The organism is Streptomyces sp. MJM8645 (assembly GCF_001625365.1).
GTDB lineage: Bacteria > Actinomycetota > Actinomycetes > Streptomycetales > Streptomycetaceae > Kitasatospora.
Genome location: NZ_LJJF01000001.1, coordinates 3,298,636 through 3,323,920, shown reverse-complemented (window position 1 = coordinate 3,323,920; position 25,285 = coordinate 3,298,636). Strand labels below are relative to the sequence as shown.

Below are 25,285 nucleotides of genomic sequence, written 5' to 3'. Positions count from 1 at the left end.
AGCAGGTCGAGGACCGGCTCGCCCACGAACCCCTCCGCCGGCCCAGGGGTGGCTCGGGAGGAGGGTGGTGGGCGCGGACCGGTCCGCTCGCCGAGGCCGGCGAACGGACCGGGGACGGGGCGGGTCCGACGGTTCGCGCCCCCGGCGGGAACCGTCGGACCCCTCTCGGCGAGCCGTCAGCCGATCTTCCAGCGCTGGGCCGGGTCGTTGCCGTTGCAGGACGTCACCGAGGTGAGCTGGGCGACGCCGTTGGACTTGAGGCACTGGCCGGTGGCGGCGTTGCGGATCAGGTACCAGCCGCGGTCCTCGTCGGTGCGGATCCACTTCTGGTTGGCCGGCAGCCAGTCGCCGGCCGGGCGGTTGAGGCCGTCCCAGCCGCCGGGGGTGTCCCACAGCTGGACGGCGCCCGAGCCGGTGTCGAGGTCGACGACCTTGCCGGCCGAGCCGTGCGAGATGGCGGTGGTGCCATCGCAGTAGCCCCAGAACGACCAGGTCTGCGCGGCGCTCTGGTTGCCCTGGTAGACGCCGATCCGCTGGCCGTTGACCTCCGTGTTGGCCGGCAGGTCGAGGGCGCCGGTGGCGCCGTTGTAGACGGAGGTGACGGTCTGCAGGTTCGGCGCCAGCTCGCAGCCGGCGGCGTGCGCGGCCGGGGCGGTGACCACGGCCGCCCCCGCGACGGCCGCGACGGCGCCGAGCCCGGCGAGGAACCTGCGGGTACGGGTGACGGGTTTCATCGGGTTCTCCTTCTGGGTGTGGTGGATCCGGGTGTGGTGGATCCGGGTGTGGTGGAGGTGCGGCATCAGCCGCGCGGGACCTGGAGGGCGTCCCACTGCTTGGGGCCGGGGATTCCGTCGGCGTCACTGCCGGAGTCGCCCAGCTTGTGCTGCCAGTTGCGGAAGGATTCGAGGTCCGCCCCGGACCACTCGGGGCCGGGGCCCTCGGCGTAGGCGGAGCAGCCCTCGGCGACCAGGCGCTCTCCCATCCGGGTGATGACGTCGCTCTTCTGGCCGTCCTGGAAGAAGTCGGCGCCGGGGAAGGGCTCGTAGCCGCCCTCGCTCCCGCCCCCGTCCCCGCCGCTGTCGGCCTGGGGCCGGGCGCCGCCGTTCGGCTGGTCGGCGGCGGAGGCCTCCTGCCCGAAGTAGACCGCCCCCTGGCGGTCCCGCCACTGCGGGTCGGCGAGGATGACGCCGTCGGCGAAGTCCGGGACGCCGTACCCGTACACCCAACTCGACTTGCGGTCGCGGGTCTTGAGGTAGACGCCGTCGCCCTCGGAGCTGCCGTCGTCGTTGGTGTTGCCCTCGACGGTGGTGATGGTGGAGCTGGTGTAGGCGACGCAGATGCCGGTGTGGCTGCCGCCGCCGGGGCCGTAGAACACCTGGCCGCCGATCACCGGGTAGTCGGTGAAGCGGTCGCGGTCCCTGAACCAGGCGACGCCCTCGGCGCAGGAGGCCGTCACCGGGAACAGCCCGGCGTTGCCGGACTGCCGGGCGCACCAGGCGACGAAGGTCGCGCACCAGGCCTCGCCCTGGGACCACTCCAGGCCGGGGACGGCCGGGGAGTACTTCTGGATGTTGTTCCAGTGCGAGCCGCTGCGGCCCTCCTGGTATCCGACCTCGTCTCGGGCGACGCGGATCAGGTCCGCCGCGTTCGAGGACATGAGGGTGGCTCCTTGCTTGCTGTGGCTGCTGGGGGGACGGGGAGGTCAGGCCTGGGCGAAGGTCTGGACGTAGCGGCCCCAGTTGCCGCGCTGGCGGGGGGTGTAGCCGATGCCGATGGAGGTGAAGTCGCGGCCCAGGATGTTGTCGCGGTGGTGCGGGCTGTTCATCCACATCTGCATGGCCTCCGCCACGCTGTTGCCCGGGGTGACGTTCTCGGCGGCCGAGCGGAACTGGAAGCCGGCGGCGTGGATGCGGTCCCACGGGTTGCTGCCGTCGGTGCCGTCGTGCTGGGTGAGGTCGTGGGACGCCATGTCGTTGGCGTGCCGCTGGGCGGCGGCGCTCAGGCGGTCGTCGAGCCGCAGCGGCTGGAGGCCGGCCCGGCCGCGCTCGGTGTTGACGGAGGCCAGCATCTCGGTGCGGAAGTCGCCGCCGGGCTGGGGCTGCGGCTGGGGCTGCGGCTGCTGCTGGCCGCCGGCGCCGCCGTTCTGGCCGCCGGCCGGGATGAGCTGCCAGCGCTGCGCCGGGTTGTTGTCGTCCTGCTTGGTGAGGGTGAGCGGGGCGCCGGGGGCGGCCGCGGTGAGGAACAGCTGGCCCTCGTCGCCGCGGGCGGTCCGGACCCGGAACCAGTCGTTGTCGATGACGTCCAGCACCCAGCGCTGGTTGGGCTGCCCGTGCTCGTTGAACAGCCAGGTCTGGCCGGTGGAGTAGTTGTAGTCGATGACGACGGCCTGGCCGGGGGCGTGCTTGCCGTTGGTGAGCTGGGTCTCCAGGAGCCAGCTGCCGCCGTCCTTGGCCCAGAAGACCCAGCCCTGGGCGGTGGTGCCGTTGGGGCCCCAGGACTGGACCGGGGTGCCCGGGCTGCTCTGGCTGGAGCGCACGTCGGCGACCGTTCCGTTCGCGGACTTGAGGGTCCAGGTCTGGCCGTTCTGCGGGAGCGTGGGCATGCGTGGCGCCTATCTTCGGTGGGAGTGGCCCCGGCTCCGCACTGGTGCGGTCCGCGACCTGACGAGAGAGAAGATCGTGGACCGCGGTAGACAAGTGATCAACAAGGGGTGGAGGGCCGTCGGGGACACGCTTTAGGGCTGCGGCAGGCCGTCCAGCAGGGCCCTGGTCTGCTCGGCGTCCTTGGCGAGTCCGAGCCGCTCGTACACCTCCAGCGCGTCCGCCAGGCAGGCGCGGGCCTGGCGGGGGCGGCCGAGGCCGGTGAGCGCGGTGCCCAGGGTGTGCAGCAGTGCGGCCTCCAGGGCGGCGCTGGTGCGGCGGGCGAGCGGCAGCGCCGCCTCGGCGGCGTCGGCGGCGAGCAGCCAGCGCTCGGCCTCGGCGTGGATCCGGGCGGCGAGGTCGCCCGCCGCCGCCGCGAACACCGTCACCTGGAGGGCGGCGAACTCGTCGCGGGCGCCGACCGCGTGGGCGAGTGCCGCCTCCGGGTCGCCGCACAGCCGCAGGACCCTGGCCAGGTAGTAGCGGCCGGTGGCGGCGGACACCGGGCCGGAGCCGCTCATCAGGCGGGCGCCGCGCTCGGCGGCGTCCCGGGCCTCGGCCAGCCGGCCGGTCTGGGCGCAGCTGAACGCGAACTCGCCTAGGGCGCTGCCCTCGGAGCGTTCGGCGCCGAGGCGGCGGAACAGGTCGGCGGCGCGGCCGGCGTGTCGGGCGGCGTCGGCGTAGCGGCCGTGGACGCGGGCGTTGCCGCCGAGGGTGAGCAGGGCCTTGGCGAGGACGCGGACCTTCGGGCCGTCGCCGCTGCCCCCGTTGCCGCCGTCGTCGTCCTGGCAGAGTGCGACGGCCTGGTGGATGTCCTGTTCGGACTCGGCGTAGCGGTTGATGTGCCAGAGCATGCCGCCGCGCACGTAGCGGGCGAGGGCGAGCGGGCCGTGGTCGCCGCGGGCGGCGGCCTCGCGGGCGATGCGGTCGGAGAGGTCGGCGATGTCGCTGGTCTGGGTGCGTTCGGCGAGTACGGAGCCCATCCGGTCGGCGAGTTCGGCCGCGCGGTCGAGCGGCAGCGCCGGGTCGGCGCAGCTCAGGGCGATGGCGGCGGCGTGCACGCCGGCCTGTTCGCGCATCCAGCGGACGGCGGCGGGCCCGTCCGTGATCGTCTTCCCGGGGGAGCGGACGGGCGCGTCGAGCAGGCTGAGTTCGACCGGGTCGGCCTTGCGGGCGGCGCGGTCGGCGTTGCGGGCGGTGGCCAGGCAGTAGTCGACCAGCCGGTCGGCGGCGGCGGTGCGTTCGGTGGCGGGTTCCTCGGTGGCGAGCCGGCCGCGGGCGTAGTCGCGGACCAGGTCGTGGAAGCCGTAGCGGCCGAAGCGGGGGGAGTGCAGCAGGTTGAGGTCGACGAGTGCTTCGAGGAGTTCGTCGGTCTCGGTTTCGGTGCGGCCGAGCAGCGCGGCCGCGCAGGGCAGCGGGACGTCGGGGGCGTCGGGCAGGGACAGCAGGCGGAAGGCGCGGGCGAGTTCGGTGTCGAGGCGGTGGTAGGAGAGGGCGAAGGTGGCTTCCACCGTCCGTTCGCCGTCGCTGAGTTCGGCCAGTCGGTGTTCCCGGCGCAGTCCGTCGGCGAGCGCGGCCAGGGTGAGCGCGGGGTCGGCGGCGAGTCGGGAGGCGACGATGCGCACGGCGAGCGGCAGCAGTCCGCAGGCTCGCACGATCTCCTCGGCGGCCCCGGGTTCGGCGTCGACGCGGTCGGCGCCGATGATCCGGGTCAGCAGTTCCAGTGCCTCGGCGGGCGGCAGGGTGTCCAGGCGCATCTGGTGCGCCCCGGCGAGGCCGGCCAGTCGGACGCGGCTGGTGACGAGGACGGCGCAGCCGGACGAGCCGGGCAGGAGTGGTTCGACCTGGCCGAGGGTGGCGGCGTTGTCGAGGACGACGAGGACCCGCCGCCCGGCCAGTGCCGAGCGGTAGAGGGCGGAGCGCTCCCCGGTGTCGAGCGGGATCTCGGCGGCGGCCACGCCGAGGGCGCGCAGGAAGCCGGCGAGCACCGCGCCCGGGTCCAGCGGGGTGTGGTCGGCGCCGCGCAGGTCGGCGAAGAGCCGCCCGTCGGGGAAGCGTCCGTGGGCCTGTCGGGCGACGTGCACGGCGAGCGTGGTCTTGCCGACCCCGCCCATGCCGTCGAGGGCGGAGACCACGACGGCTCGCCCGCCGGCCCCGGCGAGGTGGTCCACCAGGGTCTCGACCTCGTCGGTGCGGCCGGTGAAGTCGGCCAGGCCGTCGGGCAGTTGGTCGGGCGGCTGCCAGGCGGGGGCGGGTTCGGCGCGGGCGGAGGCGGAGGCGGCGGGGGCGGGCAGCAGGGACGGGTCCTCGCGCAGGATCCGCAGGTGCAGTGCGGCGGGGCCGTCCTCGGCCGTCGGCGCGGCGGCGGCCGTCGGCGGCCGGCGGGTGTCCTGGTGCCGGGTGGGCCCGTCCCCGCCGGGCGGCAGCCATCGGCGGGCGTCCTCGTACACGGCGAGCGCCTCGGCCTTGCGGCCCGCCTGGTAGAGGGCGCGCATCAGGACGGCGGTCAGCCGGGGCCGTTCGGGGTGTTCCAGGGCGAGGGCGGCGGCCTCGGCCGTCAGGCCGGTGTGGTCGCCGATCTCCGCGTCCAGCTCCAGCCGCGTCTCCTTGGCGTGAAGTCGCTGTTCGGCGAGGCGGGAGCGGACGGCCTCGGCGTGCGGCCCGGGCAGCCCGGCCAGCGGTTCGCCGACCCACAGCCGCTGCGCGGCCAGCAGGACCTCCCGGACCTCCTGCGGCGGGGCCTGCTCGTCGCGCAGCCGTCCGGCCGTGGCCAGCAGTTCCTCCCAGCGGGCCGCGTCCACCTCCGCGTCGGGCACCCGCAGCGCGTAGCCGTCGCCGACGCGCACCAGCGGCATCCGCTGCGGATCCGGCCCGGTGTACGGCTTGAAGGCCGACCGCAGCCGGGAGACGGCCAACTGGACGGCCTTGCGGGGGTCGGCGGGCGCGGCCCCGCCCCACACCCCCTCCACCAGCACCGGCGTCGCCACCGTCCGTCCGGCGGCGCTCAGCAGCACCGCCAGGACGGCCCGCTGCTGCGGCCGGCCCAGTTCGATCTCCCGTTCCCCGTGCCAGGCGCGCAGTGGCCCCAGCAGTCCGAACCGCAGCCCGGACGCCCCGATGTCAACCATGTCCCGTCCCCGAATGTCGTCCGGTGCCCGGATCACGCCACTTCCGTACGGACGGCGGCGCCCCCTGATCCGGTCACCTATGCTCTGTCACGGATTGTGTACTTGAAACTCATGGCTTCGAGGGGTGGGGGCATGGGGCTCGAATTCCGTGTGCTGGGGCCGCTGCGGGCCCGGTGCGACGGCCACGAGATCGACCTCGGTCGGCCGCAGCAGCGGGCCGTGCTGGCCGCCCTGCTGCTGGCCCCGGGCCAGCTCGTGCCCACTGAACGGCTGGTCGAGGGCTTGTGGGGCGAGGATGACGCCCGTTGGCCCAAGGCTCCGGCCGGCCAGATCGGTACCCACGCGCACCGGCTTCGCCGCGCCCTCGCGGCCCCCGGCCTACTGGTCGCCACGGCCGGTGGCTACCGGCTGGAGGTGGATCGGGCCGCCGTCGACCTGTTCCGCTACGAGGACGGAGTGAGCCAGGCCGTCACGCTGCGCTACGACGACCCCCTGCGGGCCCGGGAGTTGCTCGCCGGCGCGCTCGCGCTGTGGGAGGGGCGCGCGCTGGACGGCGTGCCCGGCGGTTTCGCCGAACGCGCCCGCGAACGGCTCGCCGCCGGCCACCACGCCGCCGTCAAGGTGCTGCACGACCTGGACCTGGCGCTCGGCCGGCACACCGAGGCGCTGCCCGCGCTGGACGCGCTCGCCGCCGCACACCCGCGCGACGAGGAGGTGCAGCGCCTCCACCTGCTGGCCCTGCACCGCTGCGGGCGGACGGCCGAGGCGCTGGCCGCCTTCGAGGCCCTGCGCGAACGGCTGGACCGCGAGCTGGGGCTCGAACCGGCACCGGCGGTCGCGGACCTGCACGCCCGCATCCGCGGAGGGGGCGCCGAGCTCGCGGCGCCGTCCGCCCCCGTACCGCCGCGGCGGCCCGCCCGGCCCTGCCAACTGCCGCCGGACATCCCCGACCTGGTCGGGCGGGCGGCCCAGGTGCGGGAGGCCGAGCGGATCCTGCGGACGGCCTGTGACGGCGGTGACGGCGGTGGTGCCGACGTCGGGGCCTCGCCGGTGCTCGGCCTGTCCGGGCCGGCCGGCAGCGGCACCTCCGCGCTCGCCGTGCACCTGGCGCACACCGTCCAGGACGCCTTCCCGGACGGGCAGCTGTACGCGGCCGGCGAGACGGCGGAGCCGGGCACGGTGCTGCCCGCCTTCCTGCGGGCCCTGGGGGAGCGGCCCGTCGAGGACGCCGACGTCGGCGAACTGGGCGCCCGCTACCGGGCCGCGCTCGCCGGGCGGCGGGTGCTCGTCGTGCTCGACGGCGTCACCGACCCGGCGCCGCTGCTGCCCGCGGTGGCGGGCTGCGCGGCCGTCGTGGCCGGTGCCGAACCGGGCGCGCTGCCCGCCACCGCGGCCCGGCTGGCCGTGGGCCCGCTGGAGCCGCAGGACGCGTACGAGCTGCTGGCCCGGGTCGTCGGCGCCGAGCGGATCCGCCGGGAGCCGGGCCCGGCCGCCGAGGTCGCCGAGCTCTGCGGCTACCTGCCCGTACTCCTGCGGTCGGTGGCGGCGCGCCTCGCGGCCCGCCCGCAGTGGTCCGTCGCCGACCTGGTCCGCTGGCTCGCCGAACGGGGCGCCTGAGCGGCGCTCCGTTCGGGGAGGGGTTAGTAGAGGTCCGAGGACATCGCCCACATGCGGATGTCGCTGGTGGGCGTGGTGACGATGGGGACCTCGCCGTCACCCCAGTAGATGGCGACGCCGCCGAGCCTCTTCACCACCAGCCGGGCGCCCGGGTGCCCGTACGTGCCGGAGGACCAGCAGACGCCCCCGGAGGCTGAGTAGACGACCAGGTTGCCGTCGGACTGCATGACCGCCTTGTACCCGCAGTGGTTCACGTTGGTGCGGGAGTCCCACACGGCCAGCGGGTTCGGGGTGTTGTACCCGCGGTAGACGACCAGGTTGCCGTCGGACTGCATGATCAGCCGGGAGTTCTCGGAGTCGACGTGCCAGCCCGGGTAGAGCGGCTCGTCGTTCCAGAGCGTGTGGGTCGACGGGTCGTACGCCGCCTGCGCGGTGCCGGCCCCCAGCATCGTCCCCGTCAGCGCCAGCGCCGCGGCCGCCACCCCGACGGCCATGCGTCGCACAGCCTTCACTGCCTTCACTGCCTTCATCCCCGGGTACCTCTTTCGTCCATATCGCGCCCGTGAAAGTACGGGGCGCCCCGTGGGAACGACCATGGGGCAAGGCGGTAGACAAACGATGAACGATCCCGTTGATGGGCGGGGGCGGGACGGCTCAGCCGCCGTGTTCCTCGTCCTCGTGGGCGGCGGTGTGGCCGGTGTGGCCGGTGTGGTCGGCGTGGCTGGTGTGGTCGGCGCGGTCTGCGGCCGGGCCGGACAGCACCCGCCGGGCGTTGGCCTCGGCCTCGCGCTCGAAGCGGTCGGACGGGTCGCTGACGCTCAGCCCGGAACCGTTGTCGGAGCCCGCCACGGGGCCCTGCCGCTGCTGGAGGACGTGCGTCAGCTCGTGGGCGAGGGTGTGCCGGTCGCCGCCGCCGTCGCCGATGACGACGTGGTTGCCGGAGGTGTAGGCGCGGGCGCCGATCTCGGCGGCGGAGCTCCGGGCGGCGCTGTCGTCGTGGATCCGGACGTCCGAGAAGTCGGCGCCCAGGCGGGCCTCCATGTCGGCGCGGGTGGCGCCGTCGAGCGAGCGGCCGCCGCTGCGCAGCACGTCGTGGACGGCGGCGCCGGAGCGCTGTACCTGGCCGGCCCGCTGGAGCCGTTGGACGACGGCGGCGTTGCCGACGGACGCTTGGAGCCCGAGCAGCGCGGGTGCCGGTGTCCGGGCGGAGGCGGGAGAGCTGGTCGAGGGGGTGTGCGCCTTGTCGTCACTGTCACGAGTCCTCATCGGCGTCCCTTCGGGTCGGTGGCCGGTGAGTCCTGGATACCCCGCCCACGCCCGGAGCGGTAGGGATGGCGGGGGCAGCAACGCTGCCCCCGGGGGCAGCGCCGCCCGCTGACCGGTCCCCAACGTGCGGGCAGGGCAGGAGGATTGCCGTCGAGCGTAGGGCGTGCAGGCGAGGCGGCCATGGCGGATCAGCGGAGCCGGTACTCCTCGTGCGGGATGGCTCGCTCCCACACTGCCTCGAATGCCGACTTCACCAGTTCGACGACATCCGGCTCGGTGCGCCATTCACGGTCGACGACCTCACCGACACCCGAGAAGTACGTGAACAGCACCGACGACCCGTCGAACAGCCACAGGTCGGTGCCGGGCAGCGCGATGTCGGCCGCCTTCCGGCGGGGAAGCCAACGGACCTGTTCACCCGCTCGGACGTTCGGGAACGTCACGTCGTACTCGTACCGGATGTAGTCGGTGACCGGTTCGGAGACGACCCGGGCGCGCCTCATCGCGACACCGCGTGCCGTCGTCTCGGCCACCACGTCCAGGAAGGGGCGCCACCAGGACGATCGCTCGGCGGCAGGGTCAAGGCGTTCGCCCTGCTGCCATGCGATGAACTCGGGGTCGCTGGGCTGGTAGGTGTCGCGCATCTCAAGGTGTACGGCGGAAACCTTGGCCGTGGCCAGGCCCTCAAGTACCGGGTTCGTCATAGCTCCTCCTCATCGCCGCGCAGATCTGCTTTGCCGCCCGCTCGTTGGCTTCCAACGAGCGGGCGGGAGGGGCCTCGTCCTACGGCACCCGGCTGATGACGGTGGTCGGGCCGTCGAGGAAGACCTGCTGCTCGTCGCCGACGATCCGGAGCCCGAACCGGTCCGGGCCCGGTCGGTCGGCCTTCTCCCACCAGCCGTGGGCCTTCTCGATCTCGTCCCAGAGTCGGCGAGGCCCGTACTGCGAGACCGTGAACCGGTCCTCCTGGCGGCCGTCGTGGTCCACCGCGGCCCACGAGGTGGCGTCCGTGGTGGCCACCCACAGGCGGGTGGCCACCCCCTCGACGTCGGGTTCGTGGTGCCAGGCGGTCCACACGTCGCCGAGTTTCAGACCGAGCGCGAACCGCACGTCCAGGTCCTCGCCGCACACCTGCCACGGCGACAGCCGGGTGGTGGACTCGTCGGGCTGGTGGTGGTCGCGCACGACGTCCCGGTAGATCCGCAGGTCCGTCCGCTGAGCGCGCATCAGCATGAACGACCCGTGCGCGCTGAACTTCCCGTAGGTGTGCTGCTCGCCGACGACGAGCCGGAGCAGTCCGAAGGAGAGCATCGGGCTCTCCCACGGTGTGACGATCACGCCGCCGGGGTCGGTCTGTTCGATCCACGCCGTCGGCACCCTGCTGACCGAGCAGGTGGAGATGATCCGGTCGTACGGCTGCCGGGGGGCCCAGCCGTCGGCGCCGTCCCCGCTGACGGCCTCCACGGCGAGCCCGGCCGCGTTGAGCGAGGCGCGGGCCTGCCGGGCGACGTCAGGGTCGACCTCGATGGAGGTGACCCGGTCGGCGCCGAGCCGGTGGGCGAGCAGCGCGGCGTTCCAGCCCGTTCCGGTGCCGATCTCCAGGGCCTTCAAGCCCGGCCAGACACCGAGGTCGTCGAGCATCCGCACGACCATGGCGGGCGAGGAGGCGGAGGACGACGCCCAGGCCTCCGCGCTGTCGGCCGGTTCCTCGCCGTCGTTGACCTGCGTGACGACAGGCCCGTTGGCGTAGGCGGCCTCGAACCACCGGTCGGGCTCGTCCCGGAGGTCGCAGGGCCGGAGGTCTCCGTTCTCGTCGTCCAGCCAGATCCGGTCCGGCAGGAACCGGTGACGCGGGGTCGCCCTGACCGCGTCCTTCCATTCCTGCGGGACGGGCTTGCCGAGTTCTTCGCTGATGGCCAGGAGCAGGCCGCGCACGGCGGCCTGCTCCTGGTGGATGTTCTCCGTCACTGGTCCTTCTTTTCGTGCTTCGGAGGCGGCTTCGGGCGCGAGGTGTCCTTGGACGGCTTGTCCTTGCCCGGGTCCTGCTGGCCCGCGTGCTTGCCGGCCGTTCCGCTCATTGGCCCTCCCTGTTGGTCGGTGAGGTGTGGAGGTCGTCGCGTGGCTACAGGTCCGGCGGCCTCGGCGACGGGGGCGAGGCGGGCTTCTTCGGCTTCGGGGGATCGGTGACCTGCAACGGCCTGCTCCTGTCAGCTCGTTGTGTCCTCAACGGTAGGGAGGGGGCCTGCGCCCGGTCGATGAACTTGCTCGACCTTGCCCGGATTCACCCGAGCGCGTTGATGGCCTGGGTGATGAGCGAACGCGCCTCGGCGCCGTAGACCGCGATGCTCGCCAGCTCGGAGAAGGCCTGGCCGTACTCGGCGATCTCCGCTGGTTGGGTGATGGTGAGGTGGGCGGAGACAAGCTCGACGTTCACCTGCGCATCGTCGTACATGGTGAAGGACTCAACCGGCCATCCTGCACCCCTGGTTGTCCCGAGGGGAATCACTCCGAGGCTGACCGAGGGAAGGGAACCGACACCGATCAGATGGCCAAGTTGGCCCAGGAGGACGTCCGGCGTGCCGATGACCGTTCGCAGCACCCACTCCTCGACCAGGACGGCGAAGCGGTGGTCTCCGGTGTGCAGCACGTTCTGCCGCTCCATCCGTACGGCGACGGCTTCATCGACGTCGTCGGGCGTGTTGCGCAGCGACACGATCGTGTGGAGCACCGCACGCGTGTAGGCGGCGGTCTGGAGCAGGCCAGGGACGACCCACGACTGATACATGCGGAAGCGGCGTGTCCGCTCGAACAGCGGGCGTACGGATTCCTGCGCCCGCTTGAGTCCGGCTCGTTCGAGGCGGCGCCACTCGACGTACATGCCTTCGATGTTCCGGGCAGTCGCGATGAGGTCCGCGGCCTGATCAGGGACGCCACAGATGGCCGTCCAGACGCGTATGTCAGCCTCCGACGGCATCACCCGGCCACTCTGGATCTTGGAGCACTTCGATTCATGCCACCCAGCGGCCTCGGCCACCGCCCGCGCGCTGAGTCCGGAGTCTCGCCGGATATCGCGCAGACGCTGGCCGAGAGCCTGTTTGGCTTGCTGGACGCTGGATGACGCGGACACGGTCTAGTGCAGCCGGAAGTCCTCGTGCGGCACTGCCCGCTCCCAGACGGCCTCGAACGCGGAGTGGCAGAGCTTCAGGATCTCCGGGTCGGTGCTGATCTCGTCGTCGACGAAGTCGCCCTCGCCGCTGAAGTGGTGGACGACGAGGTACTGCCCGTCGATCAGCCAGAAGTCATTGCCGGGGAGCGCGAGGTCGGTCGTCTGCCTACGCGGAAGCCAGCTGACCTGCTCGCCGGAGGCGATGTTCCGGAACGTGATCTCGTGCTCGAACCGGACGTACTCGCTGACCGGCTCCGACACCACGCGGGCGCGCCGGATCTCGACGCCTCGGGCGGTGGTCTCCTGGACCAACTGCAACCAAGGGCTCCACCACGTCGAACGGTCGGCCGGGTCGTCGCGGAGCCCGTCGAGCCAGCGGACGAACAGCGGATCGTCTCGCATGTAGCCGTCGCGCATCTCAAGGTGAAGCGCCGAGCGGGTGCAGGACCGCAGCAGGTCCTCAAGCGTGGGGGCCGCTGCCACCGTTCACCTCCGGGAAGAACTGCATCATTCGCCTGGGGAATTCGATCACGGTCTCGTGCCCGGGGACGTCCATCTGCGCGAGACGGTCCGGGTCGAGGACCTTCCAGCCCTGGAGGATGTAGTTGCCCGTCACGTCATCGAGGTAGACGGTCGGGGACTTGCCTTCGGGGCTGTCGGGGTCTTGTCCGAGCTTGTGCAGCGCCATCGTGGGCCTCCTCGTGGTTGGAGTCGATCGCTGTGAGAGAGCTTGCCGCACAATTCGGTACCCGCACCACGAACTTGCTTGAACTTGCTCGGCGAGAGCGAGCAGGTTCATGCAGTGGAAGACGCTGACATTCTTTTTGATGCCCTATCAGATCCAGCTTTCGGCAGCCGCGGTGAGCAGCCGCCGGGCGTCCGCGTCGTAGAGCGCACTCGGGGCCAGTAGGTCGAAGACCTTGCGGTACTGGGCGATCTCCTCGGGCAGACCCAGCCGGAGTTCGCCGCTGACGACCTCAACGGAGGCCAACTGGTCGTCGAAGATCCAGAACCCGTGCACGGGTGAGGCGGGCAGGCGTGTGCGGAACGGCACGACGCCCAGGCGCAGGGCCGGGAGGGTCGTCGCGGAGACCAGGCGGTCGATCTGGGCGCGCATCACCTCGGCGGAGGCGGTCCCGTAGAGCAGGGCGGCCTCGGTGAGGAGGATGTGCCAGTGCCGGCCGCCGGGCGAGTGCGAGTACAGGATCTGCTGACGGGCGAGGCGGGCGGCCACGGCGGCGTCCGTGTCCGGCGGGCTGTCGTTGAGCTGGGCGTGCTCGCGGAACCGTGCGGCCGCGTAGTCGGCGGTCTGGAGAAGGCCCGGTACCCAGCAGGGTTCGAATGCGCGGATGGTCTGTGCCGCGGCCTCCATGTCGGCCCAGGACTTCTGGACTGCGGCGTGGCCCTGTCGCAGCTCGTGCCGCCATTGGGCGTACCGGTCGTCCAGCTCGTGCAGTTGGACGACGAGTTCCGCAGCGGCCTCGGGGACGTCGCAGGCGTCGGCCCAGGCCCGGACGTCGGCGACCGTGGGGGATTGCCGCCCTTGCTGGAGCTTGGACACCTTGCTCGCGGGCCAGCCGAGCCGGCCCGCGAGGGTGCGTCCGTCGAGCCCGGCCGCCGTACGGATCGTGCGAAGGCGTCGGCCGAGTTCCAGGCGGGCTTCGTGGACGCCCTGTCGTGTGGTGCTCAACGCGGGCTGCCGGTGAGTCGCAGCTTCACGATTGCTCCTCCTAGCCGAAATTTCTCAAAGTTTCTCACCGGCGTGGTCGTGACGGAAGGTCGGAATCGGCCAACGGCGCGTCGTGGCGGGCGCTTTGAGGGCGGGAATCTGGCTGGGTAACGAGATCGCCCGCTCGTCGGGATCGACGAGCGGGCGAGGGTGCGTAGCTGTGGAGTGGGCCTGTCTCAAGCGCCGAAGAGGCGGCGGCGGGGAGGGCGCGCGACGACCGAGGCGTGTTTGAGGGTGCCGGTGAGCTCGATCCGGAGCTGGGGCCTGGTGGCGTCGCCGCCGCCGTCGGAGCGCTGCTTGACCTTGGAGAAGACCAGGGTGAGACCGTCGGTGTCGAGGGTGACGAGGCCCGGCGGGCTGATGATGAGCAGCTTGCCGTGCCGCAGGGACACATCGATCAGAAGGGTGTCGGCCGTGATCACCGCCTCGGTGAAGTCGAGGACGACCGTGCAGTGTTTCGGCCGCAACTCGATGTGCCGGGGGACCACCCAGCGCCCCGCCCGGGTGTACTTGCCGCCGCGTTGGTCGATGACCAGCACGTCCTTCGGCACGGCCACGGCCGACGCGAAGCTCGGCAGGTCGGTGGTCAGCTCGGCCAGCTCGGCGAGCGTCCGGGCCGAGAGCGCGGCTTCCAGCCGGGTTTCGAGTTCTTCGGGGGTGAGCCGGCCGTCTGCGGCGGCGACCTGCAGCGTTTCTACGATGCGGTCCCGGTCCTGATGGGATGCCCGTAGCGCGGGCAGGTCTCTCGACATGGGTCCACGCTAACCCAGGGCGGGCGGCCCGGAACAGGGAGTTGGGCGGAGGCGGTCAGCACCAAGTGTGCTGACCGCCGGGGTTCAGGCGAGGTGGTCGAACTCGCCGGCCTGGGCGCCGAGGACGAAGGTGCGGAGTTTGGGGGCGGTGGTGGTGATGATGACGTCGGGGTCGTCGGATTCGCGGAGGTGGAGGATGTCGTCGGCGCCGAGGGCCAGTTCAAGGCACGCTTGGCCGTCATCTCCGCCGCTGAACGATGACTTCTTCCAGGAGAGCTCTGGCATCTGTGGCGCCTCTCATACTTGCAGCGGGTAGAGGAGGTGTTGAAGAAGCCCCCATGAGTCGCGCGAGCTGCGATCGCGTGATGCTGTTGCGTCGATGGCTGGCAACGCGATCTCGCTCAACTGCTGGAACTTCCATCCGTACGCCGCAATGTTCTCAGGGGTGCCAGTGTGTTCTGCGCGCCCGGGTGCCTCCAAGACAATTGTCGAGAGGTCGGTGCAGCCGGGGTCGCAGAGGAGGAAGGAGCTTGAATGGGGCGGCTTCCTGGTTGCCGCAAAGGGAAGGATCTGGATGGCGACATTGGGGTGTTCTGCCATGTCCAGCAGGTGAACCAGCTGATCCCTCATGACTTCCACGCCGGGAAACAGCATGCGCAAGGCCGCTTCGTGGATGACAAACCGGAATTGCCGTTGGATCTCGCTGTCGATGATGCGCTGGCGATCCATGCGGAACTGGACTGCTGTTGCCAGATCCCATCGTCCGTTGCGGTAAGCATCCTTGTAGATGGCCTCTGCGTATTCGGGCAACTGAAGTAGCCCAGGGATGTAGAGAGTCTCGTAGTTGTCGAGGCGGGTTGCGCGCTCTTCGAGCTCTGCCAGGTCGAGTGAGAGGTCGGGAACCTTGCCTTCGAAGCTGCTCCACCAGCCTTTGCCGGTGCTTCGGCCCATCTCGGCCAGGATCTTGCGATAGGCCGGATCGTTGCACCCGTAGGCGTCGAGCCAGATCTCAAGGCGCTCGGGGTTGAGGGTGATCCGGCCAGCCTCGGTGTGGCTCACCGCCGGACCCTTCATGCCCACCAGCGCGCCAGCTTCCGGTGCAGACAGCCCGGCGGCCGTACGCAGAAGCTGCAACTCCTCGCCGAATCGGCGCTGTCGCTGGCTGATTGGTCCCTTGTATCCCACGATCATCCTTCCCTGTCGGCGCAGTCTCGCGCACAACCCATCCGGGATGCCACCAACGAGTGACGGTCTTGCAATGTTGTCATAGACCCCCCTACTCTCAGTGTTGCATCGGTCACATGACGGATCGTCAGTGACTCCCCCCTCTCCCTCCCGGGGTCTCCCATGCGTGCTTCCAACCCTCCCGACTGGACCGCCGCCCGCACCGAACTGTGCGACCTCCTCACCACCGCCGGCTGGCCGCCCCCCACCATCTGCGACGCCGAACTCGCCCTCCACGAACTCTTCTTCAACGCGTGGAAGCACGCCGGGAGCCTCGCGCCCCTCGTCGTGCTCTCCCTCCTGGAGCGCAGGCTCCGCGTCTCGGTCTGTGACGACAGCCAGACCCTCCCGCCCGAGCCGTGCGCCCCCGCCGACCCCTACGCGCTCTCCGGCCGAGGTCTGCACCTCGTCCGTTCCCTCGCCCACCGCTTCGGCGCCGACCTGCGCAAGCAGGGCAAATCCGTCTGGTTCGAGCTGCAGTTGGACGCCGCCTGATGCCCCTTCCCCGCCGCCGCCCGATGCTCCCGACCGATCCCCGGATCCGGTACTACACCGACGACCACATCCGCACGCTCCTCGCCGAAGTCGACGAGCGCGGCCGCAGGTTCGGCCTCATCTTCCCCTCCGCCACCATCGACCGGACCATCGACGGCCGCGTCCTCGTCCGCTTCAACACCGCCCCGGCCTCCACGCTCCTCAACCTCCTCTCCCTCCTCCTCGCCGCCGACCGAGACCGCGAAGACCCGTGCGCTTTCTGATCGCCGCCGCCTTCGCCGTCCTCCTCGCCCTGGCGATCGCCACCGTCGTCCTGGGCGTCATCGCCGCACTCAACGTTGCAAAGCCCGACGAGGAGGACCCCTGACATGCCCGACCCGGACCCGGACCCCGACTTCGGCCCCAACCCCCTGGCCAACCTCCTGGCCAACGCCCTCGCCGCGACCCACTACGCCGTCGCCGCCGCCTTCAACACCCTCGCCCCCGGCGTCGCCCAGCCCGTCCCCGACGATTTCGACTGGCGCGAACTCGAAGCCTTCATCTTCCACTTGGGCTTCGCCGCCGACGACTCCGACGCCGCCCTCAACCTCTACCGCCTGGTCACCGCCGTCCAGCGCATCGCCTACCGCGAGGCCGCCGGTCGCAACGCCGCCGGCCACCCCGCCCGCCTCAACCCCCACCTCAACCCCGGCCCCAACCCCGGCCCCAACCCCCGCCCGCCCTCCGTCGGATTCACCCGTGGGGGTGGTGCCGGGTGAATGCCACCGACCGCGCCCCGCGCGGCCCCTAGCGTGGGCAGGGCCAAGCGCCAGCCACCCCAGGGGAGGGGACCCGACGTGTCCGATGTGCCCGACGTCGCCGAATACCTGCTGCTCTACGTCGAGGGCGACGCAGTCGTGGCGCACGACGCCGACCTGCACCCGCACACGTTCCCCCTCCCGCCCGGCGAGCTGGGCGCCACCATCACCCGGGCCGATGCCGCCGGGGGCGCCCAACTCCTGCTGGCCGTCAGCTCGTCCGGGATCGTCTCCTGCCGCGAGATCTGACGTACCGTCAATCTCCGGGCGTGTTCAGCGCCGACCACCGTCCGCGTCTGATTGGCTACCCGGATGCGAGGCGACAGGCGCCTCCAAGTCAAAGGAACACCGGCATGACGACAGAGCGCACCAACCCGGCGGCCCGGCTCGGGTTCCAGCCCGGGCAGGTCGTCCAGGAGATCGGTTACGACGACGACGTCGACCAGGACCTCCGCGAGGGCATCGAGTCGATCACCGGCCAGGACCTCGTCGACGAGGACTACGAGGACGTGGCCGACACCGTCCTGCTCTGGTTCCGCGAGGACGACGGCGACCTCACCGACGCCCTGGTCGACGCCATCGGTCTCCTCCAAGAGGGCGGCACGATCTGGCTGCTCACGCCGAAGTCGGGCCGGGACGGCTACGTCGAGCCCAGCGACGTCAACGAGGCCGCCCAGACCGCCGGCCTCGCCTCGACCAAGGCCATCGGCGCCGCCCCGGACTGGGCCGGCACCCGCCTCATCGCCCCCAAGCGCTGACCTGCCCGGAGCAGGAAGGCGGCGGAGCAGGAAGTCGGCCCCGCCGACTTCCTGCTCCGCGCCCCTCACCTCACCGCTGCGGCAGCTCGCACCCGTCCGGCCCGCACGCCTCGCCGCCACCGTCGCCGCCGCCGACCAGCAGGGGCACCACCGTCCGACTCTCCCAGGCCTGCTCCAGGGCCGCTGTGAACGTCTCGGCCGGCTGGGCGCCCGAGACCCCGAGCCGCCGGTCGAACACGAAGAACGGCACCCCGGTGGCGCCCATCGCGCCCGCCGTCGCCTCGTCCTCGCGCACCGCCTCCGCGTAGGCGTCCGGATCGGCCAGCACCGCCGCCGCGGCCTCGCCGTCCAGCCCCGCCTCGACGGCCAGTTCCACCAGCCGTCCTTCCGTGAACGCGGATCGCGCGTCGGCGAAGTTGGCCCGGTACAGCGCGTCCAGCAGCTGGCCCTGCCGCCTGTGGTCCTTGGCGAAGTGCAGCAGGCGGTGCATGTCGAAGGAGTTCGCCGCGTCGCGCCCCTCGCGGAGGTACGCCAGGCCCTCCCCGTGCGCGTTGTCCGCGATCCGGGCCTCCGCCGCCTCGGCCTGCTCCAGGCTGAGCCCGTACTTGGCGGCGATCAGCGGGACGACCGGCCGCGCCTCGGCCGGCGAGTGCGGGTCGAGCTCGAAGGAGCGGTGGACGACCTCCACGTCCCCACGGTGGGGGAAGCGCTCCAGGGCCTGCTCGAACCGGGCCTTGCCGATGTAGCACCACGGGCAGTTGATGTCGGTCCAGATCTCCACGCGCACGGCGTCGCTCCCGTCTCCAGCCGTGCGGGGCCTTCCCGCACCCGGCTTCGTGGCCAACGCCGCCGACCACCTGAATATTTCTCGTGATGAAATATTCAGGTGGCCGACGGGACCGGCCGCAGCGCAGTCGCGCCGTCGCGGGAAGGCCCACAGGAACGCTTCTCACGTCCCCGAGCCCAGGTGTTCGGCGCTCTGCCCGCAGGCCGTTCCGTGCATCGGCGACGGTGGCCGGGGAGGCGCCATCGCCGTTTGCTGGTACGGCAGTTACCGTGTCGGTGACAGCCCGAACGGAAGGCGGACAAGGATGGGAAACTCCGCGCACGTCATGGTGCCGCCGCTCCTCGCGGTCGCGGTGCTCCTGCTCGCCGTCAAGTGGGTCAGGTTGCGGCGGAACGGCAGGCCCGTGCCCTTGCTGCCGCGATCGGGACCGGCCTGGGCGGGCGCGTTGACTGCCGTCGCGGTCGTGCTGGTCACGGGTGCGCTGGCCGGCCGTGCCGGGGACGCGGTCGTGCCGGCCGTCGCGCTCGGGGGGCTGGTCGGGGCCTTCGTGGACCTTCGCTTCGACGCCCGGCGCTGACGTCGTTCCTGGCCGCGGCCACCAGGCGACCCCGCGCGTGGGAAGTCGGATCGGCCGACTTCCCACGCGAACCGTTGCCGGTCAGCAGGAGATGTTGCCGCCGCCGACGTCGGTGCCGAGGACGCCGACGAACTTCTTGTAGAGGTTGATGCGGTCGTTGCGCTCGTCCGGGTTCTTGCCGTTGCACTCCAGGTCGCCGTTGATGCTGCGGATGGTCTCGCCGAAGCCCTTGCCGTTGACGATGGCGTCGTGCGCGGTCATCGTCCCGGCGCCCTTCTGGGAGTTCCAGAACCAGAGGCCGGTCTTCCAGGAGACGGCCGGGTCCTTCTCGGCCAGGGAGGGGTTGTTGAGCAGGTCGATGTGCAGGGCGTCGCCCGCCGCCTTGTAGTTGAAGTTCCAGCTGATCTGGAGCGGGCCGCGCCCGTAGTAGGCGCTCTTGCCGGCCGGACAGCCGTAGGGCTGCGAGGTGTCGCAGTAGTGGCTGTAGTTGGCGGTGTTCTGCTCGACGACGTACTTCAGGCCGCCGGTCTCGTGGCTGACGTTGGCGAGGAACGCCGCGGCCTCGCGCTTGCGGGTGGCGTCGTTGCCGGTGGTGGTGAACCCGGGGTAGGCACTGAGGGCGTCGGTCAGGCCGCGGTAGGTGTAGAAGGAGTTCCGGCTCGGGAACATCTGGTTGAACTGGGCCTCGCTGACCACGAACGAGGCGGCGGCCGCTGGTGTGGCGTGCCCGGTGAGCGCGGTGGTGCCCAGGGCGACGGTGCTCAGGACGGCGGCCGAGGCGGCCATGGACAGGGTGCGGGAGAGCTTCATTGTCACTTCTCGCTTGTCGTCGGGGTGGGGGCGCTTCGGGGGCGCTTCGGGGGTGCTGCGGGGGTGCTTCGGTGGCGCTTCGGGATGCTCCGAGGGGTGCTCCGGCGGGTGCTTCGGGAGCGAAGCGCCGGGGAACATCGTGGTGCGCCGATTCCGGGAAAAGGCGCCGACCAGCACCCAAACCACTCGTTCGGGGTGTATCCGGCCCAGAAGGTGAGCGCGATTCAGGCCAATTCCAGCTCGTCCGACACACCGACAGATTGATCATCCGGTCATCAGATACGCGGGATAGCCTCGTCCGCGCACATGGCAGACACCGCGAGCGGGGGGACGACCACATGGGGCACGCCGACGACGAGGGTGACGAGCGGCTGGCGGCTGAGGGCGAGGTGGCGGTGGCCCGGTTGGCGATCGACTCCGGGGACCTCCCGCACGCCGCCGACCACCTGGCCGACGCGATCCTCGCCGACCCTCAGCTGCCCGAACTGCACGAGGCGCTGGCCGAGTTGTGCGCCGCCGCCGGAGGCCCGGCCGCCGCCCGCGACCTGTTCCCGCTGGACGGCCAGGTCTACCTGGGCACCGTCGCCTGCCGGGCCCACGTCGAGGCCGCCGCCGGGGACTGGGACACCGCCGTCGGCCTGCTCGCCTCCGCGATCCAGTACGAGCCCGCGAGACCCTGGGCGCACGCCGCCTGGCTCGCCCGCGAGGACCTGCCCGCCCTCGTCGACCCGGACGCCGTCGCCCAGGCGGTGGCCCGGGCCAGCGGCGGACTGCCCGACCCGCTTCCCCCCGAACTCGCCGAAGCCGTCCAGCCGTTCGAGGACTTCGTCCAGTCCGTGGTGGCCCGCCACGGCGACCACGCGCTGCTGCTCGCGATGGCCTCCGGCCTCACCCGCCGCCTCGGCGCCACCGACCGCGCCGTCGAACTCGCCGAACTGGCCCACCTGCTGGCCCCCGGCTACCTGCCGTCCGTGATGCTCGGCAACGCCCTGCGCGCGCACGGCCGGCCGGAACGGGCGCTCGCCGTCTGGGAGGCCGAACTGGCCCGGGTCGAACCGGAGCGGGACAACTCCAGCAGCTACCTCGCCGTCGACGTCGCCGAGTTGTACGGCGCCCTCGGCCGCCCCGCCGACGGCCTGCCCTGGCTGGACCGCGTGCTCGCCACCGAACCCGACCACCCCAAGGCGGCCCCCGCCCGGTACGGCCTGCGGCACGCCGCCGACGGCGACCCCGCCCACCTGCTCGCCCTGGCCGACCACCACCGCGCCCACCCCGACCACGAGTACGCCCAGGACCTGCTGGAACGCCTCAGCCACCGGGAACCCTGGCTCGGCATGGTCTCCGGCGCCACCGAGGCGACCGTCAACGTGCTGCACCAAGTGCTCGCCGCCCCCGGCACCACCCGCGACAGCGAGATCGAGTGCAGCGCCTCCGCCGTGGAACCGCCCAGCTCCCTGCTGGCCGTCCGCCTCGCCCTGCCGCGCTCCACCGTCGCCTACCAGTCCGTCGCCGAGCCCGACCCCCGGCTGCCGCTGGCCGAACCGGCCACCCGGATCTGGGCCTGGGACGGCACCGACCCGCGCCCGGCCGTCGCCCCGCCCGCGCCGGACAGCGCCGAACTCGTCCGGGCCACCGCCGAGATCGTCTGGGCGACCGTCCCCGCCGCCTACGACCACGCCGTCCGGCTGGCCGGGCTGCCCCTCGACGACCTGCTCGGCGCGCTCGTCCACCCGCCGATGCCCCGGGAGGACGACCTCGGCCGGGCCCTGCTCGCCCACCAGCCCGAACTGTGGGTGCGGGCCGTCCAGGTCTTCGCCTGCCTCGGTATCGCCCACCACCGCACCGACCAGCCGTGGGAGGACTCCGAGCGCCGCCGCGTGCTGGTCGACCTGCTGCTCGGACCCGAGGACTGGGTGGTCGAGGCGGCCGGCTTCGCCCTCGTCGCGATCGGCTGGACGCACCCCGAGACCCGCGCCGACATCGCCGACCGGCTCCGGCAGCGGCTGCACTACAGCGCCCGGGCCCGCCGCACCCGCGTGGTGACCGTCCTGCGCTCACTCGCCGCGCTGGCGCTCACCGCGCCCTGGCTGCCCCGGGCCGACCTCGACCTGGCCCGGCGGATGATCGAGCGGGCCGAGGCCCAGGAAGCCAGGGAAGCCGGGGCCGCGCGAGAAGCCCAGGAAGCCAAGCAGATCGAGGAGCAGCCGGAACCCCGCCCCGGCCTCCTGCGCCGCCTCTTCCGGCGCGCCTGACGGGCGCTACACCAGAGGCCGGCGAGCGACGCCCGTCACCCGGTGCCTGTCACCCGATGCCCGGCAGCGGATCCTGGTCGACGTCGAAGCGCGTGACCCGCTCCGCCGGATCACGGCACTCCGGGCCGAGCCGCAGGATCCGCGACTCCGGGTCGTGCAACGGGCGGTGGCAGCGGCGGCAGGTGACGCGGGGGCGGATGGCCTCGGGGGTGTCGGTGCCCGGGATCGGGTCCGGGCCGCCACCGCTCGGGCCGCCACCGGTCGGGCTGCCACCGGTCGAGCCGCCGCCACTCGGGCCGTTGCTGGTCGGGACGCTGGTCATGGGGAGACGGTAGCCCGGCCTCGGGGAACATCGGTACAGCGGTCGGCGCCGAGATTGGTCATGGTCGGCCGGCGCACCGGCTGGGGGCTCCGCCGGGGTTCGCGGAAAGATCGCCGGGCGGGTCCTCAGGCCGGCTGCGCCGCAACCGGGACCGCAACCGGGACCGCGGCCTGCTCCGCTTCCGGCACCGGCCGTCCCGGACCCGCCGCCCTCGGTGCCGCGCTCGACGGGCTCTTCAGCAGCAGGGCGCAGGCCAGCGCGGCCAGCAGGGCGAGGCCGGCGGAGACCAGCAGGCACAGCCGCATGCCGTCCAGGAAGGAGTTGCTCAGCGCGGTCAGGGCCTGTCCCGTGGCGGGGCCGAGGTCGAGTCCGGCGACGGCGCCCAGGCCGTGTTCGCGGGCGGCGTCCAGGACACGCGCGCCGGTCTGGGCCGGGACGCCGGCGTTCGCGAGCTGTTCGGGCAGGGCGTTCAGGGCACGGGTGGTGAGCAGCGCGCCGAGGACGGCGGGGCCGAGCGCGGCGCCGACCTGGCGGATCGCGTTGTTGCCGGCCGCGGCCATCCCGGCCAGGTGGAAGGGAACGGCGGAGACTGCGGAGGCGGTCATCGGGGTGAGCACCGCGCCCATGCCGAGTCCGAGCAGTACCAGCCGCCAGGTCAGCGCCGCGTAGGAGGTGTGGGCGTCGACGCCGGTCATGGCGAACATCGCGGCGGCGATCAGCACCAGCCCGGTGGTGATCAGCACCCTCGGCGGGATCCGGTGCATCAGCCGTCCGACAGGGAGGCCGGCCACCAGCGAGGTGCCGGACACCAGCACCATCCGCAGTGCCGCCTGCATGGTGCTCAGGTGCTGGACCAGGCCGAAGTACAGGCTGAGCACGAAGAAGAAGCCGATCAGGCCGAGGAAGCTGACCACGGCCACCAGGGCGGTGGCGGTGAACGCGGGGCTGCGGAACAGCGCCAGGTCCAGCATCGGGCCGGCACTGCGGAGTTCCACCAGGACGAAGGCTCCGGCGGCGACCGCGCCGAGCGTCAGCGCGGTGATCACAGCGGGTTCGCCGAAGCCGTCCGCGCCGCCCTCGATGACGCCGTAGACCAGTGCGGTGACGGCGACGGCGGCGGTGATCTGGCCGGGCCAGTCGAGCCGGCGGCCGTGCGGGGCGCGCGAGTCGGGCAGCCGGAACGCGGCGACGGCCAGCAGGGCCACGGAGAGCGGTATCGGCAGCAGGAAGATCCAGCGCCAGGTGGTGTGCTCCAGCAGGGCGCCGCCGATCAGCGGGCCGACGGCGAGCGGGGCCGTCAGGCTCATCGCCCAGAAGCCGATGAACTTGCCCCGCTCACGGTGGTCGGGCACGGCATGGCTGATCAGCGTGAGTGTGGTGGGCAGCAGGGCGGCGGCGCCGATGCCGGAGACCGCCTGCCCGACCCACAGTGCCTGCACCGAGCTGGACAGCAGCGAGATCGCGGCGCCCAGCGCACAGAAGACCATGCCGGTCTGGAAGACCTTCTTGCGGCCGTGGACATCGCCCCAGACGCCGGTGGTCAGGATCAGCGCGGCCATCGGCAGCACGAACGCGTCCGACACCCAGGACAGTTCGGAGGTCGACGCGCCCAGCGCGCGCTGGATCGCCGGCAGGCTCACCGACACGGTGGTGACGGGCAGGTAGGCGACGAAGACACCCAGGCAGGCCATGACGAGCGTGGCGGCCCGTCCGGCCCTGAGGTCCGGCGTCGTTGTGGAATTCACGGGGTCGTTCCTTCGGCTGCTGCGGGGGAGGCCCCGCATTCTCGGAGCGCCGCCGGGAGCGTGCGCCCGCTCCCGGGGGCGACGGCAGACGGCAGCCGCCCGTGGAGCCGCCGATCAGCTTCTCCCCGAAGCACCCGAAACCCGCGGTCGATCCCACCAAGCGTCCCGGAACCTCCATCTGGGGTTCTGGCGATGGGACCATTCCTCCATGGCTGATGATCTGGACCGCAAAATCATCCACGGTTTGCAGTGCGTGCCCCGGGTCTCGTTCCGGCGGCTCGGGGAGGTCATCGGCGTGTCCGAACAGACTGTGGCGCGCCGCTACGCCGCCCTGCGGCGGGACGGCCTGCTGCGCGTCGTCGGACTGGGCAACCTGAACGCCGACGGCCAGGCGGAGTGGATCGTCCGGCTGCGCTGCCGACCTGATGCGGTGGCACCACTGGCCCAGTCACTGGCCCGCCGGTCCGAGGTGGCGTACGTCGGCATCGCCTCCGGCGGCTCGGAGATCATCTGCATCATCCGGTCCCCCGCCGGAACCGACCAAGACGACCTACTGCTGCGCCAGCTGCCGCGAGCGGGCGCGGTCCTGGACGTGAACGTCGACCTGGTCGTGCGTATCTACGGCGGTCCCGGAACCGCGCCCTGGACCGACCCCGACGCCTCGCTCACCCCCGAACAGGTGCGGCGGCTGACCTCCGGCCACCCCACCCCGGCAGTGGCCTCGTCGACGCCCCTGGGCGAACAGGACCTGCCGCTGCTGCGCGCGCTCGCCGAGGACGGCCGGGCCACCCATACCCACCTGGCCGAGGTCACCGGCTGGTCCAAGCCCCGGGTCGCCCGTCGCCTGGAGGCACTGGAGGCGGCCGGCTCGCTCACGTACGACGTCGACACCCTGGCCGAGCGCCTCGGCTACCGGCTCAACGCCACCCTGTGGCTGCAGGTCGACCTACCGCGGCTGCACCAGGTCGGTGAGGAGGTCGGCGGCCACCACGAGTGCGCGTTCGTCGCCGCGATCAGCGGACGCCACAACCTGATGGCCGTGGTCGCCTGCCGGGACACCCCCGACTTCTACCGTTACCTCACCGGCCGCCTGGCCCACGTCGAGGGCATCCGCGGCTACGAGATCAGCGTCCGGGTGAGCCGGCTCAAGCAGTCCGCCTCGCTCGTCCACCACGGGCGGCTGATCCACCCGGCGCTCGTATGACGCCGGCACCGGGCCGC

At 72.3% G+C, this 25,285-nt stretch carries 27 protein-coding genes and 1 pseudogene; 9 read left to right on the top strand and 19 right to left on the bottom strand.

Translation table 11 applies throughout. From position 1 onward, the window contains the following. Positions 1-176: 176 nt before the first annotated feature. The 4 genes from A6F73_RS14105 to A6F73_RS14085 form a co-directional block, all read right to left on the bottom strand. The gene (locus tag A6F73_RS14105; protein ID WP_063348132.1) at positions 177-800 is read right to left on the bottom strand and encodes an RICIN domain-containing protein; all 624 of its coding nucleotides are present in this window, start codon (positions 798-800) and stop codon (positions 177-179) included. Continuing rightward, positions 800-1,657: a peptidoglycan-binding protein gene (locus A6F73_RS14100; protein ID WP_063348131.1), complete on the bottom strand. Its 858-nt coding sequence runs from the start codon at positions 1,655-1,657 to the stop codon at positions 800-802. The genes A6F73_RS14105 and A6F73_RS14100 overlap by 1 nt, the downstream gene beginning before the upstream one ends. A gap of 45 nt (positions 1,658-1,702) precedes the next feature. Next, positions 1,703-2,602: a CAP domain-containing protein gene (locus A6F73_RS14095; protein WP_079135680.1), complete on the bottom strand. Its 900-nt coding sequence runs from the start codon at positions 2,600-2,602 to the stop codon at positions 1,703-1,705. Positions 2,603-2,734: 132 nt separating this feature from the next. Next, complete coding sequence (locus A6F73_RS14085; RefSeq protein WP_063348128.1) at positions 2,735-5,767, bottom strand: BTAD domain-containing putative transcriptional regulator; 3,033 nt, start codon at positions 5,765-5,767, stop codon at positions 2,735-2,737. Between the two features lie 132 nt (positions 5,768-5,899). Between A6F73_RS14085 and A6F73_RS14080 the strand changes: the two genes are divergently transcribed. After that, positions 5,900-7,384 carry a BTAD domain-containing putative transcriptional regulator gene (locus tag A6F73_RS14080; RefSeq protein ID WP_063348127.1) on the top strand — a complete coding sequence of 495 codons (1,485 nt, stop codon included), beginning with the start codon at positions 5,900-5,902 and terminating at the stop codon, positions 7,382-7,384. Between the two features lie 23 nt (positions 7,385-7,407). Here the strand turns inward: A6F73_RS14080 and A6F73_RS14075 are convergent, their stop codons facing one another. The 11 genes and pseudogenes from A6F73_RS14075 to A6F73_RS14025 form a co-directional block, all read right to left on the bottom strand. Then, entirely contained in the window at positions 7,408-7,878 is a 471-nt protein-coding gene (locus A6F73_RS14075) for a hypothetical protein (protein WP_063348126.1), read from the bottom strand. Positions 7,879-8,137: 259 nt separating this feature from the next. Continuing rightward, positions 8,138-8,650 (bottom strand): annotated as a pseudogene (locus A6F73_RS14070) (DUF4157 domain-containing protein); the annotation flags it as partial. A gap of 188 nt (positions 8,651-8,838) precedes the next feature. Further along, entirely contained in the window at positions 8,839-9,354 is a 516-nt protein-coding gene (locus tag A6F73_RS14065; RefSeq protein ID WP_063348124.1) for a DUF6879 family protein, read from the bottom strand. A gap of 79 nt (positions 9,355-9,433) precedes the next feature. Beyond that, positions 9,434-10,618 carry a methyltransferase domain-containing protein gene (locus A6F73_RS14060; RefSeq protein ID WP_063348123.1) on the bottom strand — a complete coding sequence of 395 codons (1,185 nt, stop codon included), beginning with the start codon at positions 10,616-10,618 and terminating at the stop codon, positions 9,434-9,436. A 313-nt stretch (positions 10,619-10,931) separates the two neighbouring features. After that, entirely contained in the window at positions 10,932-11,777 is an 846-nt protein-coding gene (locus A6F73_RS14055; protein ID WP_063348122.1) for a helix-turn-helix transcriptional regulator, read from the bottom strand. A 3-nt stretch (positions 11,778-11,780) separates the two neighbouring features. After that, positions 11,781-12,299, bottom strand: a complete 519-nt coding sequence (locus tag A6F73_RS14050) for a DUF6879 family protein (protein ID WP_063348121.1) — start codon at positions 12,297-12,299, stop codon at positions 11,781-11,783. After that, positions 12,277-12,504 carry a hypothetical protein gene (locus A6F73_RS14045; protein WP_063348120.1) on the bottom strand — a complete coding sequence of 76 codons (228 nt, stop codon included), beginning with the start codon at positions 12,502-12,504 and terminating at the stop codon, positions 12,277-12,279. Before A6F73_RS14045 ends, A6F73_RS14050 begins: the two co-directional genes overlap by 23 nt. 147 nt (positions 12,505-12,651) lie before the next feature. Beyond that, on the bottom strand, positions 12,652-13,506 hold the full coding sequence (locus A6F73_RS14040; RefSeq protein ID WP_063348119.1) for a helix-turn-helix transcriptional regulator: 855 nt from the start codon (positions 13,504-13,506) through the stop codon (positions 12,652-12,654). A gap of 215 nt (positions 13,507-13,721) precedes the next feature. Next, entirely contained in the window at positions 13,722-14,297 is a 576-nt protein-coding gene (locus A6F73_RS14035) for a DUF1707 domain-containing protein (RefSeq protein WP_063348118.1), read from the bottom strand. A gap of 84 nt (positions 14,298-14,381) precedes the next feature. Continuing rightward, positions 14,382-14,582: a DUF397 domain-containing protein gene (locus A6F73_RS14030; RefSeq protein ID WP_063348117.1), complete on the bottom strand. Its 201-nt coding sequence runs from the start codon at positions 14,580-14,582 to the stop codon at positions 14,382-14,384. Between the two features lie 12 nt (positions 14,583-14,594). Then, on the bottom strand, positions 14,595-15,482 hold the full coding sequence (locus A6F73_RS14025; RefSeq protein ID WP_159398454.1) for a helix-turn-helix transcriptional regulator: 888 nt from the start codon (positions 15,480-15,482) through the stop codon (positions 14,595-14,597). Between the two features lie 162 nt (positions 15,483-15,644). On the opposite strand from A6F73_RS14025, the gene A6F73_RS14020 reads away from it, so the two are divergent. The 5 genes from A6F73_RS14020 (at position 15,645) to A6F73_RS14000 (ending at position 17,571) form a co-directional block, all read left to right on the top strand. After that, positions 15,645-16,016 (top strand): ATP-binding protein, encoded by a 372-nt coding sequence (locus tag A6F73_RS14020; protein ID WP_063348116.1) that lies wholly within the window; start codon positions 15,645-15,647, stop codon positions 16,014-16,016. Further along, positions 16,016-16,279 carry a hypothetical protein gene (locus A6F73_RS14015; RefSeq protein ID WP_063348115.1) on the top strand — a complete coding sequence of 88 codons (264 nt, stop codon included), beginning with the start codon at positions 16,016-16,018 and terminating at the stop codon, positions 16,277-16,279. The genes A6F73_RS14020 and A6F73_RS14015 overlap by 1 nt, the downstream gene beginning before the upstream one ends. 105 nt (positions 16,280-16,384) lie before the next feature. Further along, complete coding sequence (locus tag A6F73_RS14010) at positions 16,385-16,774, top strand: hypothetical protein (protein WP_063348114.1); 390 nt, start codon at positions 16,385-16,387, stop codon at positions 16,772-16,774. 78 nt (positions 16,775-16,852) lie between these two features. Next, the gene (locus tag A6F73_RS14005; RefSeq protein ID WP_063348113.1) at positions 16,853-17,062 is read left to right on the top strand and encodes a hypothetical protein; all 210 of its coding nucleotides are present in this window, start codon (positions 16,853-16,855) and stop codon (positions 17,060-17,062) included. A 104-nt stretch (positions 17,063-17,166) separates the two neighbouring features. Continuing rightward, positions 17,167-17,571, top strand: coding sequence for a DUF3052 domain-containing protein (locus A6F73_RS14000; protein ID WP_063348112.1), 405 nt, complete (start codon positions 17,167-17,169; stop codon positions 17,569-17,571). A gap of 70 nt (positions 17,572-17,641) precedes the next feature. Here A6F73_RS14000 and A6F73_RS13995 read toward each other — a convergent pair whose 3' ends face one another. Continuing rightward, positions 17,642-18,358, bottom strand: a complete 717-nt coding sequence (locus tag A6F73_RS13995) for a DsbA family oxidoreductase (protein ID WP_063348111.1) — start codon at positions 18,356-18,358, stop codon at positions 17,642-17,644. A gap of 304 nt (positions 18,359-18,662) precedes the next feature. Between A6F73_RS13995 and A6F73_RS13990 the strand changes: the two genes are divergently transcribed. Next, a complete protein-coding gene (locus A6F73_RS13990) occupies positions 18,663-18,935 on the top strand; it encodes a hypothetical protein (RefSeq protein ID WP_063348110.1) in 273 nt (90 codons plus the stop codon). An 81-nt stretch (positions 18,936-19,016) separates the two neighbouring features. Here A6F73_RS13990 and A6F73_RS13985 read toward each other — a convergent pair whose 3' ends face one another. Beyond that, a complete protein-coding gene (locus A6F73_RS13985) occupies positions 19,017-19,745 on the bottom strand; it encodes a chitinase (RefSeq protein WP_063348109.1) in 729 nt (242 codons plus the stop codon). Between the two features lie 338 nt (positions 19,746-20,083). On the opposite strand from A6F73_RS13985, the gene A6F73_RS13980 reads away from it, so the two are divergent. After that, positions 20,084-21,997, top strand: coding sequence for a hypothetical protein (locus A6F73_RS13980; RefSeq protein WP_063348108.1), 1,914 nt, complete (start codon positions 20,084-20,086; stop codon positions 21,995-21,997). A gap of 49 nt (positions 21,998-22,046) precedes the next feature. On the opposite strand, the gene A6F73_RS13975 is transcribed toward A6F73_RS13980, so the two are convergent. Next, positions 22,047-22,319 (bottom strand): DUF6011 domain-containing protein, encoded by a 273-nt coding sequence (locus tag A6F73_RS13975; RefSeq protein ID WP_063348107.1) that lies wholly within the window; start codon positions 22,317-22,319, stop codon positions 22,047-22,049. Positions 22,320-22,444: 125 nt separating this feature from the next. Beyond that, on the bottom strand, positions 22,445-24,010 hold the full coding sequence (locus A6F73_RS13970) for an MFS transporter (RefSeq protein ID WP_063348106.1): 1,566 nt from the start codon (positions 24,008-24,010) through the stop codon (positions 22,445-22,447). Between the two features lie 262 nt (positions 24,011-24,272). Between A6F73_RS13970 and A6F73_RS13965 the strand changes: the two genes are divergently transcribed. Then, positions 24,273-25,268 carry an Lrp/AsnC family transcriptional regulator gene (locus tag A6F73_RS13965; RefSeq protein ID WP_063348105.1) on the top strand — a complete coding sequence of 332 codons (996 nt, stop codon included), beginning with the start codon at positions 24,273-24,275 and terminating at the stop codon, positions 25,266-25,268. The last annotated feature ends 17 nt before the right edge of the window (positions 25,269-25,285 follow it).

What these genes read in the sequence shown, in the direction of transcription:
- A6F73_RS14105 (WP_063348132.1), bottom strand. Translation starts at nt 800, where the DNA reads ATGCCGCACCTCCACCACACCCGGATCCACCACACCCGGATCCACCAC.
- A6F73_RS14100 (WP_063348131.1), bottom strand. Translation starts at nt 1,657, where the DNA reads ATGTCCTCGAACGCGGCGGACCTGATCCGCGTCGCCCGAGACGAGGTC.
- A6F73_RS14095 (WP_079135680.1), bottom strand. Translation starts at nt 2,602, where the DNA reads ATGCCCACGCTCCCGCAGAACGGCCAGACCTGGACCCTCAAGTCCGCG.
- A6F73_RS14085 (WP_063348128.1), bottom strand. Translation starts at nt 5,767, where the DNA reads ATGGTTGACATCGGGGCGTCCGGGCTGCGGTTCGGACTGCTGGGGCCA.
- A6F73_RS14080 (WP_063348127.1), top strand. Translation starts at nt 5,900, where the DNA reads ATGGGGCTCGAATTCCGTGTGCTGGGGCCGCTGCGGGCCCGGTGCGAC.
- A6F73_RS14075 (WP_063348126.1), bottom strand. Translation starts at nt 7,878, where the DNA reads ATGGCCGTCGGGGTGGCGGCCGCGGCGCTGGCGCTGACGGGGACGATG.
- A6F73_RS14065 (WP_063348124.1), bottom strand. Translation starts at nt 9,354, where the DNA reads ATGACGAACCCGGTACTTGAGGGCCTGGCCACGGCCAAGGTTTCCGCC.
- A6F73_RS14045 (WP_063348120.1), bottom strand. Translation starts at nt 12,504, where the DNA reads ATGGCGCTGCACAAGCTCGGACAAGACCCCGACAGCCCCGAAGGCAAG.
- A6F73_RS14035 (WP_063348118.1), bottom strand. Translation starts at nt 14,297, where the DNA reads ATGTCGAGAGACCTGCCCGCGCTACGGGCATCCCATCAGGACCGGGAC.
- A6F73_RS14030 (WP_063348117.1), bottom strand. Translation starts at nt 14,582, where the DNA reads ATGCCAGAGCTCTCCTGGAAGAAGTCATCGTTCAGCGGCGGAGATGAC.
- A6F73_RS14020 (WP_063348116.1), top strand. Translation starts at nt 15,645, where the DNA reads ATGCGTGCTTCCAACCCTCCCGACTGGACCGCCGCCCGCACCGAACTG.
- A6F73_RS14015 (WP_063348115.1), top strand. Translation starts at nt 16,016, where the DNA reads ATGCCCCTTCCCCGCCGCCGCCCGATGCTCCCGACCGATCCCCGGATC.
- A6F73_RS14010 (WP_063348114.1), top strand. Translation starts at nt 16,385, where the DNA reads ATGCCCGACCCGGACCCGGACCCCGACTTCGGCCCCAACCCCCTGGCC.
- A6F73_RS14000 (WP_063348112.1), top strand. Translation starts at nt 17,167, where the DNA reads ATGACGACAGAGCGCACCAACCCGGCGGCCCGGCTCGGGTTCCAGCCC.
- A6F73_RS13990 (WP_063348110.1), top strand. Translation starts at nt 18,663, where the DNA reads ATGGGAAACTCCGCGCACGTCATGGTGCCGCCGCTCCTCGCGGTCGCG.
- A6F73_RS13985 (WP_063348109.1), bottom strand. Translation starts at nt 19,745, where the DNA reads ATGAAGCTCTCCCGCACCCTGTCCATGGCCGCCTCGGCCGCCGTCCTG.
- A6F73_RS13980 (WP_063348108.1), top strand. Translation starts at nt 20,084, where the DNA reads ATGGGGCACGCCGACGACGAGGGTGACGAGCGGCTGGCGGCTGAGGGC.
- A6F73_RS13975 (WP_063348107.1), bottom strand. Translation starts at nt 22,319, where the DNA reads ATGACCAGCGTCCCGACCAGCAACGGCCCGAGTGGCGGCGGCTCGACC.
- A6F73_RS13970 (WP_063348106.1), bottom strand. Translation starts at nt 24,010, where the DNA reads ATGGCCTGCCTGGGTGTCTTCGTCGCCTACCTGCCCGTCACCACCGTG.
- A6F73_RS13965 (WP_063348105.1), top strand. Translation starts at nt 24,273, where the DNA reads ATGGCTGATGATCTGGACCGCAAAATCATCCACGGTTTGCAGTGCGTG.